9 protein-coding genes are annotated in these 12,455 nt (G+C 42.5%); 2 read left to right on the top strand and 7 right to left on the bottom strand.

Annotated features, from left to right (window positions below; translation table 11 throughout):
• Nucleotides 1–32: 32 nt before the first annotated feature.
• Both L2703_RS12715 and L2703_RS12710 read right to left on the bottom strand, forming a co-directional pair.
• Entirely contained in the window at nt 33–695 is a 663-nt protein-coding gene (locus tag L2703_RS12715) for a nitroreductase (protein ID WP_248971465.1), read from the bottom strand.
• A 100-nt stretch (nt 696–795) separates the two neighbouring features.
• Complete coding sequence (locus L2703_RS12710) at nt 796–3,237, bottom strand: TonB-dependent receptor (RefSeq protein WP_248971464.1); 2,442 nt, start codon at nt 3,235–3,237, stop codon at nt 796–798.
• Nucleotides 3,238–3,800: 563 nt separating this feature from the next.
• Between L2703_RS12710 and L2703_RS12705 the strand changes: the two genes are divergently transcribed.
• Both L2703_RS12705 and L2703_RS12700 read left to right on the top strand, forming a co-directional pair.
• Nucleotides 3,801–5,597 (top strand): acyl-CoA dehydrogenase C-terminal domain-containing protein, encoded by a 1,797-nt coding sequence (locus tag L2703_RS12705; RefSeq protein WP_248971463.1) that lies wholly within the window; start codon nt 3,801–3,803, stop codon nt 5,595–5,597.
• 201 nt (nt 5,598–5,798) lie between these two features.
• Nucleotides 5,799–7,538, top strand: coding sequence for a DUF885 domain-containing protein (locus L2703_RS12700; protein WP_248971462.1), 1,740 nt, complete (start codon nt 5,799–5,801; stop codon nt 7,536–7,538).
• 263 nt (nt 7,539–7,801) lie between these two features.
• On the opposite strand, the gene L2703_RS12695 is transcribed toward L2703_RS12700, so the two are convergent.
• The 5 genes from L2703_RS12695 to zigA form a co-directional block, all read right to left on the bottom strand.
• Nucleotides 7,802–8,407 carry a flavin reductase family protein gene (locus L2703_RS12695; RefSeq protein WP_248971461.1) on the bottom strand — a complete coding sequence of 202 codons (606 nt, stop codon included), beginning with the start codon at nt 8,405–8,407 and terminating at the stop codon, nt 7,802–7,804.
• A 97-nt stretch (nt 8,408–8,504) separates the two neighbouring features.
• A complete protein-coding gene (locus tag L2703_RS12690) occupies nt 8,505–9,251 on the bottom strand; it encodes a phosphatase (RefSeq protein ID WP_248971460.1) in 747 nt (248 codons plus the stop codon).
• Between the two features lie 483 nt (nt 9,252–9,734).
• The gene (locus L2703_RS12685; protein WP_248971459.1) at nt 9,735–10,319 is read right to left on the bottom strand and encodes a DUF2796 domain-containing protein; all 585 of its coding nucleotides are present in this window, start codon (nt 10,317–10,319) and stop codon (nt 9,735–9,737) included.
• Nucleotides 10,320–10,328: 9 nt separating this feature from the next.
• Nucleotides 10,329–10,994: a DUF1826 domain-containing protein gene (locus L2703_RS12680; protein ID WP_248971458.1), complete on the bottom strand. Its 666-nt coding sequence runs from the start codon at nt 10,992–10,994 to the stop codon at nt 10,329–10,331.
• On the bottom strand, nt 10,991–12,193 hold the full coding sequence (gene zigA / locus L2703_RS12675) for a zinc metallochaperone GTPase ZigA (protein WP_248971457.1): 1,203 nt from the start codon (nt 12,191–12,193) through the stop codon (nt 10,991–10,993). The genes L2703_RS12680 and zigA overlap by 4 nt, the downstream gene beginning before the upstream one ends.
• Nucleotides 12,194–12,455 lie beyond the last annotated feature (262 nt).

Below are 12,455 nucleotides of genomic sequence, written 5' to 3'. Positions count from 1 at the left end.
ATCTCCGTTTTCAATTGAGTCAAGCTAGAGCGTTAATCGAAAAAGGTCACAGCAGTGTCTAGTGATTCACGCTCTGTTCGTGTGGTATTAACCGGCGCGCTGTTGTCGGCATAGCCAAAAGACATACCAAATAAAATGCCACGCTCATCGGGTAAACCTAAGATTTCACGAACTGGATCGGGAAATTGCCCCAATGCGCCTTGCATACAATTGGCCACGCCGTGTTCTGCCATCACTAAAGACAAGGTTTGCGCATATATGCCTAAATCGACCGCGCCCATAATGTCCAGGTACTTATCCATAGTAAAAAAGACTGCATGTGGCGCATCAAAAAACTGCCAGTTACGTACCATGGCCATTTGACGGGCTTTTTTGTCTTCTCGGGCAATACCCACTGAGCTGTATAGTGCATTTGCAGAACCAAATTGACGTTCACGGTGTATACCTTGATATTGCGGTAACCAATTAAAGTCAGGATTTGGCGTTGCACCGCTCATTAATGTTTCGATGAACTTTGCCTTTAACTTATCTTTAGTTAAACCTGAAACCACACACGATTGCCAAGGTTGCACATTGCAGTTAGACGGGGAAAGTTGCGCACTAGAAAAGATTTGTTTGAGCACACTTTCTGGTACAGGCTTAGGCTGAAATGCACGAACGGAATAACGGTTTTTTAAAATAGATTCTATAGACATAGTGACAACTCTTATTGTTATTTATCAGGCCACACCTGATGTTGAGAATGATTAAGCAGTAACGCCAGCAATTAACTGCCTGGCGTTACTGTGGTGGTGATTAAAATTGGTACGAAACGTTGGCACCAAACGTACGCGGTTGATTAGGGTAACCATTAAAGCTGCCAGCTTGAATTGGCGGTGGAAATGCCGACAACAAGTACTCGTCATTGGTTAAATTACGTACCCACAGTTGCACACTTAGACCGTTATCAAAGGCTAAACCGGTACTGGCATTAACGGTATTGACCTCGCGTGATAATGACTCTGGGGTATTTTCGGCCACTTTAACGTCACTTTCATATAAATAGTCTGCGCGTACATAGCCATCTGCGCCATTAAAGACTTCGAAGTTGTACACCACTCCTGCGGTAATACTCACCTCATGTATTCCTGCTGGCTTTTCACCAGATAAGTCAGTTGGACCATCTAGACCCGATGCGCCTTCAAACGAATCATAAACAGGATCAAGGAAGGTGCCTGCTAATGTAAATGACCAGTCATCGGTTAAGTTATAATTTGAGTCGAACTCTAAACCTTGGGTACTTTGCTTACCCGCGTTGGCTAACACATAACCGGTGCCAATAAAAATTGAAGATTGAAAGCCTTCAATGGTTTGGTCAAATAAGGTGGCGTTAAAGGAGCCATTTTCAAACTGGGTTTTTATGCCAATCTCGTACACTTTGGCTTCTTCTGGTGACGCATAACGGCCGCCATACACCTGGTTGGGTTGTTCTATTCCTGCAGTGGCTAATGCCGCTTGATCTGATGCAAATGGGCTAGAGTAACGCGATAAGTTCCACGATGAGGCCTTAAATCCTGTTGCGGCAGTAGCAAACACGTTAATGTTGTCGTTAAGTTCGTAAGATAAACGCAATGACCAAGTGGTTTTACTGTCATCGGTTTTATTGTTTTCAACCCCATTAGGCAGGCCTAGCATGGGCGGTAAAAACTGTAAGCTTTGTAAGGTAGGCACTGCTGGTGCTAATGTTGGTATACTGCCAATGGGCACACCAAACAATGTTGGCTCGGTGGCTAGGTCTAGCGACGAAAATACATCGGTATTATTTTGGGCAATGGTGACTTCTTTTTGATCATTGGTGTAACTAACCCCAAATATCGCGGTAAATTGATCATTAATGTGGTAATCAAAACTGGCAAATAATGAATAGGCATCATTGTCTTGCTCAAAGTCTGAACTCACGGCAGAAGCACTTGAGAAAAAGGTGCCAGGATCTAGACCATATACACCTTCAACACCACCTAGTAAGCCAGGAGCACCACCTGCAGCCATTAACACATCAAAATAATTTCGGATGTCATTGCCATAATATAAAGTATCGCCCGTGATCACTTCTTCATGAAACAAATAAGCACCAAACATCCATTCTAAGGTCCGCTCGCCGGTAGAGGTTAAGCGAAATTCTTGTGTCATGGTGTCAATGTCGGTGTATCCGCCTTCGGTAAGAATATCTAGGGTGGTGTAATCAACATCATTCATAAAATCAGATTCGTTATTGCGCACTGCACTGATAGAGGTGAACGAGTAGCCGTCAAAATCGACATCTATTTGCAGCGACACGCCGCCGTCTTTAACATTATTAATGGGGTCTGAGTTTAAGGTGGATTGATAGGCAAATGAGCTGGTTTCGTCTAAATCCATACCGCCTAATGCGCGCACAGCCGCAGTTGTTGGGCCATTTATCGAGTTTTCGACAGTACAACAGGCTTCTTCAATTTTACTGTAGTCTGCAATGAGACGTAGTTTCACATCTTCTGTTGGTTCAAAAAGTGCTTGGCCGCGCACATTCCAACGGTCTTTATTATTGACATCATCTAGGCCAGAAACTGATTCGGTATAGCCATCGCGAGTATTAAAACCACCCGACACACTAAAGGCCAAATTGTCGGTGATCCCATTGGTGTAATAGCCTTTCATCACTTTTTGATTAAAGTTGCCGATACCGGCTTCGATTTTTCCTTCTTGGTAATAAGCCGGTTCTCGTGTGGTTACGCTTATCACCCCAGCGGAAGCATTTTTACCAAATAAGGTACTTTGTGGGCCGCTCAATACTTCAATTTGTTGCAGTCTGGGTAAATCGCCAATTTGTGCGGCTGCACGTGAGCGGTAAACACCATCAATAAAGACCCCAACAGAGGGTTCAATACCTGTGTTATTGGTGCCATTACCAAACCCCCGAATGGCAAAGTTGGTATTTGTCGAACGTTGTAACGGTGTAACGCGTAAGGTGGGTACCAAGGTTTGTAAGTCATCAATGTCCATGACTTTAGCCTGCTCAATGGCTTTACTGCTGACCACAGAAACCGCCACTGGCGATTCTTGTAATCCTTTTGGTCGTTTAGATGCCGTGACCATAATGCGTTCCATATCCGCCTCTTCGTTAGCGGCTTGCGCATCATCGGCAGAGGCTGTTGAACTGAGCACACCCAAAACTGCAAATGAAAGAATAGAGTACTTGAAGATCTGTGATTTGTTATTCATGTATTTCCCCAGATAAAGACTAATCGTTATTAAACAAGCAAACTAATACGTTGAATTACCAATGATATATACGACGCTTAAGCGTTCTTGTTTGTAGAATGTAAATATCGATTTCTGTAATACAGCTTTATTCAATAACAACAAGGGAATTAACAGCATCGTATTTCTGATTGAAAAACACGCCGAAAATACAAAATCACCACTTATAGTGAACAATTAACCGCCAAATCATGCTAGGGGGAGTTTGCACATTAAACAAATCAATTATTTTAATAAGCCTGTATTCGTTTAGTGAATAATAGCAATATAAATTAGTGTTTTTACTCAATTTTGTGTGTAAATGTGCAAAATAAGAAGCGTATTGGTCGTGATATGTGTGCCAATGTGTGTCACCAATATGGGTACAACTATAAATAATTTGAATGTATACCTATAATTAATATGCATTTGGATAATAACTAAAGTTAATTTAGCATCAGAGATAACGCCTATTTTTGTGGTGTACTAACCACAACATATTGAGCCTAATCCATTATTTATAGTAACCAATTTGGAGAGCAACAATGCCTGAATACAAAGCCCCCATCCGAGATGTTAAGTTTGTTATGCAAGAATTGCTCGACTGCGACAGCCATTATCAGCACCTTGGTTATCACGACGCCAGCCTAGATATGGTTGATGCCATTATTGCTGAAGCGGCAAAATTAACTGAAGAAGTGGTGGCGCCATTAAACCAAATAGGCGATCAACAAGGGTGCACATGGAAGGATGGCGTGGTCACCACCCCAGACGGATTTAAACAAGCTTATGCACAATATGTAGAAGGTGGATGGCCAACCTTATCGCAATCTGAAGAGTTTGGTGGCCAGGGTTTACCTCATTCGTTAAACATCAGTATTGCAGAGTTATTTTCAAGTGCGAACCACAGTTTTGCCATGTACCCGGGCCTAAGCCACGGCGCATTAGCAACCATTGAAGCCCACGGCACAGAAGCCCAAAAACAGCAATTTATGCCAAACCTTGTTGACGGTAAATGGACCGGTACTATGTGTTTAACCGAACCTCATTGCGGTACCGACTTAGGCATGCTACGCACTAAAGCAGAACTTCAAGCCGATGGCACTTATTCTCTCAGCGGCACAAAAATATTTATTTCGGCAGGTGAGCATGACCTGTCTGAAAACATTGTCCACATTGTTATTGCCCGTATTCCTGGCTCTCCAGAAGGCAATAAAGGGATTTCACTGTTCATTGTGCCTAAATTTAACGTCACTGAAGACGGCACAATTGCAGATCGAAATGGTGTTAATTGTGGCTCTATTGAACACAAAATGGGGATTAATGGTAACGCAACCTGTGTGATTAACTTTGACGGCGCAACCGGTCACCTGATTGGTGAACCCAATCGCGGCTTAAAATGCATGTTCACCTTTATGAACGCTGCTCGTATTGGTGTTGCCAACGAAGGCGTTGCTGCTGCTGAAGCGTCGTTTCAGGGCGCACTGGCCTATGCCAAAGATCGTTTACAAATGCGCTCCATCAGTGGGGTTAAAAATCCAACTGGCCCAGCCGACCCCATTATTGTGCACCCAGATGTGCGCAGAATGTTACTGACGCAAAAATCAATTGCTGAGGGTGGCCGTGCATTAGTGGCATATTTAGCGCAACTGGTTGATATTGGCCATGCAGAAAAAGATGAGGCTGTTAAAGCCGATGCCGAAGCCAAACTGGCTTTACTTACGCCAATTGCCAAAGCGTTTTTGTCTGAGCTTGGCTTTGAATGTACTAGCCACGGCGTGCAAATTTTTGGCGGCCACGGTTTTATTAAAGAGTGGGGCATGGAACAACTCATGCGCGACACAAAAATCAGTTGCTTATACGAAGGCACAACCGGTATTCAGGCCCTTGATTTATTGGCTCGTAAAATCATTGGTACTCAAGGCGAAATATTAAAGCCATTCTCTAAAGACGTAACGGTATTTTGCCAGCAAAACATGGACAATCCTGCCATGGCTGAATTTATTAAACCTATTATGGCCTATGCCAAAGAGTGGCATGAATTAACCGTACTGATTGGCGGTAAAGCCATGAAAAACCCTGATGAAATTGGCGGCGCATCGGTCGACTACCTAATGTACGCCGGTTATGTCACCTTGGCGTATTTCTGGGCGAAAATGGCAAAAGTGGCGCAAGATAAACTGGCGGCAGGTACCACAGAGGCAGCTTTTTATGAAGCTAAAATCAAAACCGCGCAGTTCTATATGCAGCGAATGTTACCTAGAGCAAAAGGCCATGCGGCGTGTATCGCAAATGGGGTTGATTCGATGATGGCGTTAGCCAGTGAAGATTTTGTTTTTTAATTAATAAGGCTTTATTTAGCATGTAAAAACGCAGTGCAACCACTGCGTTTTTTTATTTGTTATCGTCGCGGCTATCATCATTATGCAACTTCGTTTAACTGCAGATTACGATTCGTTACAGATTAGTTAAATTGCTGCACACCACTTTTCGTCTTTATTCAGCTATAGTATTTCTTCCATAAAAAATAAGGGACTAAGCCGATGTCAGGCAAAATGCTCATTTCTGCTATTTCGTTATTGACTTTGTTTCCGTTGACGACGACAGCGTCAAATTGGGTTGATGTCAGTAATGAATACACCAATAAACAAATTAAAATAACCAGTCAATTTCAACCCGAAATGGCAAGCTCAATTGGCATAACAGAGGTTGACGGCCAATGCAGCAATATTACAAAGGCACAACAAGAAAAGTACCTCGCGACGTTACAAGCCAGTAAGAAAACCTTGCAAGCGGCGCTGCTAACACAAGAGTCATTGCCCGTTCGCCAAGATCTCAACATTATTATCAACAACATAGATCAGACTATTGCGTCAAGCCAACTCGAAGACAAGTACATGCTACCTTGGGTAGATGTGCCCTTAATCATTTTTAGAGGTGTGTCGGCGTTACTTGATGAGCAAATGTCAGATACGCGTAAACAAGCAGCCAACACCCGTCTTGCCTGTTATGTCGGTAAAATGGGGCAAGCACCATTAACAGAGCAAGCCAAAGCCTTATATGAAGCAGCACTTGCTAATAAAACCCTGATGGGACCCACAAAAGAAGAAGTTAATCAGGCGCTGGAAAGAACAGATACCTTACTACAGGGTCTGGAGCAGCTATTTGACAAAAATGATTTCATCAAAGCCGATGAAAATCTGTCACTGCTAAAACAGCAAATTGCCGATTACCGTCAGTGGGCTGAAAAAACGGTTATTCCGACAAGTCGCGACGATTTTCGTTTACCTGCTGAAATTTATGCACTAAATCTCAAAACTGTTGGTATTGATATTGAGCCAGAGTTATTAATTGAGCGTGCAAAAGCAAGTTACATGATCACCAAGGCAAACATGCAGGCATTAGCGCCGCTAGTTGCCAAAAAATTTAACATGCCATCAACTGATTATCGCGATGTCATTAAAGCACTGAAAAAAGATGCTTTAAGCAATGATAAAATTGAAGGCCATTATCAAGCAATCAATAAAAAGCTTGAAGCGTTAATCAGTCAAGAAAAGGTGGTTAATTTACCAGAACGCGACATGATAATGCGCCTTGCAAGCGACGCCGAAGCAGCTGGAAGTCCGGCACCACACATGCTACCGCCACCATTTATTGGTAACACAGGTGAACAAGGCCAATTTGTACTCACGACAGGTAACCCAGCATTAACAGGTGATGCGGCATACGATGACTTTAACTTTAATGCGGTTGCCTACACCTTAAGTGCCCACGAAGGTCGCCCAGGCCATGAATTGCAATTTTCGGTTATGTTAGAGCAGGGCGTATCATTAGCGCGTGTGTATTATGCTTTTAACAGTGTCAATGTTGAAGGTTGGGCACTGTACGCCGAAGCAGAAATGCTGCAGTATTTGCCAATTGAAGCACAGCTGATTGCACTTCAGCACCGATTGTTACGTAACGCTCGCGCCATGTTAGACCCAATGTTAAATCTTGGTTTAACAACAAAAGAAAACGCATATACACTGTTGCGTAACGACGTGGTGTTTTCTGAAGCGGCAGTAAAACAAGAGGTAGACCGATACACCATGAGAATGCCTGGGCAAGCGGGCAGCTATTTTTATGGTTTATCACGTTTACTCGAAATCAGAGCCGAGGTAGAAATTGCCTTAGGTGATAAATTTGACCGCTTAGCGTTTAATAACTTTGTGTTAGAGCAGGGGTTAATCCCACCCAATTTAATGGCACAAGCCGTTAAAGAACGGTTTTTAACTCAGCAGTAAGTATAGCGTTAGATAAAATCAAAATCCCATTGAATACAATGGGATTTTTTTATTTAATCGCCACTTTTAGTTAATCACGACACTTGTATTTAATCACACCATAATAAAAGATGTTTTGCTTATGCGTAACATCAATAGGTTATCAAGCTAACACACATCCCAAGGCGATTTTACGCGCCAATAGCTCGCCTATTGCAAGTTAATTTAACGCTGTGAGAAAGCCAAAACGCCGTTTGAAAGGTATTTTTTATCCAGCGCTTAGGTTATTTAGCATAAGGTAAACGAGCTAATTTATGGGTGCTGTGATAACTATCAAGTCCGGTGACCGCCACGGTATCTAGCGCCTGTAAATCAATAAAGCCATCTTCTGCAACGGCATTATCGTCAACATACACATCAATAATTTCACCAATTAATAATTCAGTGCCGTTAATGGCTAAGTGTTGATGCTCGGCCAGTTTTACTGAATATTTGAGCCGACTTTCTTTAACAAAAGGAGCGGTAAACCCTGATAAATACTCTGTTGTTAATCCAGTGTGTTCAAATTCTGATTCGTGTTTATCATAACGCGCTGACGTTTGATGGGCTTGCTTAAATATCGACTGGTTTACCTGATTAATGGTATAAACCCCAGTTTGTTTGATATTTTCAAAGGTGTGCCTAGGCACAGTGTGAGGCCGCATAATCATGGCAACCAAGGGGGGATTAGCACCAAGGTGAACCACAGAACTTACAATGGCTAGGTTTGTGTTTCCTTGTTGATCTTGGGTGCCAATAAGATTGGCACTTTTAAACCCCGATAAGCTATTAATAAAGTGAGCCCGTGTTCGGCTATCTAAGGCATTGATGCTGGCTTGAGTAAAATGCATAGGGATCCTTTGCGTTGGCTGATTAAAATCTGCAGCTTAAATGGCGTTAAATTGTAATATCGTTATTATTACGTTACAGGCAATTGAAAGGATCTTGCTAATCGATGAGTACCTTATACTCATCTAAGGTGGTGTGGCCCCGAGACACCAAAAAATGTAACAATGCCGCAGGGCTGCGATTTAATAATCGTTCAATCGGAAAGTCGACAGCGGCAATCACCTCTACTGATTTTTCAAACTCGCCTAGGCTAAATGCCACATGAGAGTCCGATCCCATCACCAGTAATCCGCCTGCTTGTTTAACCGCGTTAGCAATTGCAGTGCAGTTTGGCAAACTGCCTTTACGTGAGGTCAGAAACGATGAATTATTAATTTCGAGCGCAACATTATGCTCTGCTGCCGCCCTGGCGACTTTATTGATGTCGATAGGGTAAGATGGATTGCCCGGATGAGTGATAATGTCGACATGACCGCTTTGGATACACTTGATTAGCGCATTGGTATGCGCCTCTTTGGTTGACGGAGGAAACACCGGCTCGTGAAAGCCTGCCAGTACAATATCGAGCTCTTTTAAATAACTGCCAAAATAATCTATTTCGCCGTATTCATTTTTAATGTTTGCCTCTATACCTCTTAACAAACCTATACCATCAACGACTCTGGGCAGTACCCGCATATTCACAAAATGCCAAAAATGAGGTGCGTCTGCCATGTCTGGTCCATGATCAGTGATGGCAAATAATTTGATGCCCTTTGATTTTGCCACAGACAAATAATCGTGAACTGTACTGTATGCATGTGTCGATGCGATGGTATGGGCGTGAATATCAACAGTGTAAGGCATGCTTAATCCTTGGTTAATTTAAATCGCTAAAACAGATATTACCTTGTTGCTTATGTCGCCTCTATAATTTATTTAACCTGAGCTCGGGATAAGGGATGAACTTATACTATTTAAAATCAACATGTTACCCATTCTCACTTTCAAGCTTGTCATTTGACCTGCTAACAAGGCGAATTGACGCGTCAATAGCTACCTATTGTAAGTCGATTCAACGCAGTGAGCAGGGCAAAGGACTGTTTGAAAGGCATGTATTATCCCGTGCTCAGGTTATTTACTGTTTTTATTTCATTTCACCTAACAGATGTTGCTCTAGCATTTAATGTCCCTAAGCAGAACTGTTTGTATTGGTGTTTATGGCAAATTATACCCATTAGCACAAAAATCGTGATTAGGCTTATTGGTTAATATCGCTTATCACTTAAATCCACTTGTCACTTAAAATCAATTGCCACTTAAAAACCAGTTGTTACTTAAAATAAATGGCTACTTAAAAACAATCATGGGCTGATCAGGCGTTAATCTTGTTGCCCCTTGCTGTGCCTGTGTTACCCACATGGTATTGATGTCTTTCATACCAGAAAAAACCTCAAACATCTTAACCTCAATAGATAACAACTTAGTCATGTCGTGACACTGAAATACATAGCTGGCGATCATTTCACTGTGGCCGTCATGGTGATCACTTGTTATGTTCAGTTCATCGTGGTGATGCAGCGTGTCACCTTCATCTAGTGAGGCAACGCTAGGGGGGACAGCAACAACCGTATTAACATGCAAACAATGAGTGCCCTGTATGTTAAATAACGAATTATGTTGTCGCAATGTGATTACGGCCTTGTCGAGCTGCGCTATGTCACTGGCTGACGTCGCTTTGTGTTCAAATCCAATGATATCAACGCTTGGTGAATGAAGCTCTATCTTAAGGGTATTTTGCTCAGCAACGATTGTGAGTGTCGACAGCCCATGGACATGGGCATTAACAGATGAAGTGTATTCTGAGCCATGGCTTGTGTTTATTGAGCTCATAACAAGGACCATGATACCAATACGCGCAAAGCATGAAAACATAATCGTTCCTTAATTGTTCACAAAATCAAGGGTTAACAAAAGCCTAAGGCTATTATCGACTAACTGTGGTGAGCGATGGATAAGCCCATACCCCTCATTGCCTTGCCATAATTCACCTTTTAATAATGCGACATCACCTTGATTGAGTTGGCGAATATCTTCAGTGCTTTTTATCAATTTTGATTGCGGATCGGTTTGACCCATTAGGTTTCTATTGGCATCAATATCAGCAATCCATTCTGAAGCTACGCCATGGTAGGTGGTAACAAGGCGGCATGGAACCTTATCAACATGAAACCTTGGGCACATGGCACTGTCTAGGGCTGTCAGCCTTAATCCCACGTCTTCTAAATCAAACAAACAGCAAAACATCTCTACAAGTTGAGCGATGTCTTCACTTAAAAGCGTAACAGACGGTGTGTTACCCAGAGCGTCCTTGAGCGCTTCGATGGTGTGTTGAGGTGACACAATCATCGCTGTTTTTAGCTTAGGCCGTTCTGCCAAAATTGTTTTAGCGGCTTGTGCAAGTGGGTTTGTCAACTGTCGCTTCCAAATGACCATATTGGTATGAGCTAAATAAATATCCGTTAAAACTGTGGGATCAGCCCCCTCAATTGGCTGCTTAAAATAAGCAGGTGTACTCACACCGTTTTGCGAAGTCATTAGGGTACTCATTCATCTTCCTCCCAAATCGGAAATGGGTCATGTAAAGTCTGCCAATGTGCTTTACCCTTAAGTAAGTCCTCGTCAGATAACAAACAATCATCCAGTGCTTTTATCATGGCGCTTTGATCTAACCCCTGGCCGATAAATACCAGTTCCTGACGCATATCGCCAAAGGGTTCTTGCCAATGTTTGTGTATTTCATTTAAGGATTGCTGATCTGTTGGCCAGTTTTTTTGTGGGATAGATTTCCAAAACATGCCAGCAAAACCATAATGGGCGATACCGCCAGCTTGATTCCATTGCCCTGCAAACTGTGGCCGTGTCGCCAACCAGAAATAGCCTTTAGATCGAATTAATTTGCCGAATTTTTGCGTGTCATGCACAAATTGATAAAATAATTGCGGGTAAAATGGTCGTCTAGCGGTATAGCTAACACTGCTTATGCCATATTCTTCAGTTTCTGGCAGATGTTCTCCGCGCATTTCTTTAAGCCAACCCGGTGCTTGTTGTGCACGCTCAAAATCAAATAATCCAGTGTCGAGTACCTCATTAATATCAACACTTCCTTTGGTGATAGGAATAATACGAGCATTGGTGTTAAGCGTCTTTAGAATGGCGGTAAGCCTGTCAATATCTTCTTTTGCTACCAAATCTGTTTTACTAATGAGTAATACATCTGCAAACTCAACTTGTTCAATGAGTAAGTCTGCAACACTGCGCTCGTCGTCTTCACCTAAAGAAACCCCAGACGCTTGTAAGTCGTTAGCTTCTTCATAATCTTTCAAAAAATGAACGCCATCAACCACAGTCACCATGGTATCGAGAGTGGCGATATCTGAAAGTGATGTACCGTCTTCATCGGTAAAGGTAAATGTTTCTGCTACGGGTAGCGGTTCTGAAATACCGGTTGATTCAATCACTAAATAGTCGAACTGACCTTCTTTAGCCAGCTTAGTGACCTCAAGCAATAAGTCTTCACGAAGGGTGCAACAAATACAGCCGTTACTCATTTCGATTAATTTTTCTTGCTGCTGGCTCAGGGATACCTCATGTTGAATCAGCGTAGCATCAATGTTTATTTCACTCATATCGTTAACGATAACCGCGACTTTTTTACCTTGACGGTTATTAAGGATATGGCTCAATACTGTGGTTTTCCCTGCGCCAAGAAAACCTGACAACACGGTAACGGGAAGAGGGTGTGGCATAATGCAGTAGCTCCAATGAGTGCTTTCGGTGATATCTTTTACGACGCCTATTTATCGACGCTCAATTTAGTTATGTTATAACATCACATTTAATATGTGCAAGTACATTAAGCATTGCACACAGGCATTATGGTAGCAGTAAGCCTAAGCACTCATTCACTGGCGCTTAGGGCAAGCAGTGGTTAACGATAAAACGAACCATGAGTTTAGTGTTAGCCACACATCTACACTCATCTGCATCTGTGGTGTGTTTACTTACCAT

The sequence above is a fragment of the Shewanella basaltis genome (assembly GCF_023283885.1).
GTDB classification, from domain to species: domain Bacteria; phylum Pseudomonadota; class Gammaproteobacteria; order Enterobacterales; family Shewanellaceae; genus Shewanella; species Shewanella basaltis.
The sequence above is the reverse complement of the archived record's forward strand: the minus strand, read 5'-3'. Positions and strand labels throughout refer to the sequence as shown.

Excerpts from the sequence above, each read along its gene's own strand:
- L2703_RS12715 (WP_248971465.1), bottom strand. The coding sequence starts at position 695 with ATGTCTATAGAATCTATTTTAAAAAACCGTTATTCCGTTCGTGCATTT.
- L2703_RS12710 (WP_248971464.1), bottom strand. The coding sequence starts at position 3,237 with ATGAATAACAAATCACAGATCTTCAAGTACTCTATTCTTTCATTTGCA.
- L2703_RS12705 (WP_248971463.1), top strand. The coding sequence starts at position 3,801 with ATGCCTGAATACAAAGCCCCCATCCGAGATGTTAAGTTTGTTATGCAA.
- L2703_RS12700 (WP_248971462.1), top strand. The coding sequence starts at position 5,799 with ATGTCAGGCAAAATGCTCATTTCTGCTATTTCGTTATTGACTTTGTTT.
- L2703_RS12695 (WP_248971461.1), bottom strand. The coding sequence starts at position 8,407 with ATGCATTTTACTCAAGCCAGCATCAATGCCTTAGATAGCCGAACACGG.
- L2703_RS12690 (WP_248971460.1), bottom strand. The coding sequence starts at position 9,251 with ATGCCTTACACTGTTGATATTCACGCCCATACCATCGCATCGACACAT.
- L2703_RS12685 (WP_248971459.1), bottom strand. The coding sequence starts at position 10,319 with ATGTTTTCATGCTTTGCGCGTATTGGTATCATGGTCCTTGTTATGAGC.
- L2703_RS12680 (WP_248971458.1), bottom strand. The coding sequence starts at position 10,994 with ATGAGTACCCTAATGACTTCGCAAAACGGTGTGAGTACACCTGCTTAT.
- zigA (WP_248971457.1), bottom strand. The coding sequence starts at position 12,193 with ATGCCACACCCTCTTCCCGTTACCGTGTTGTCAGGTTTTCTTGGCGCA.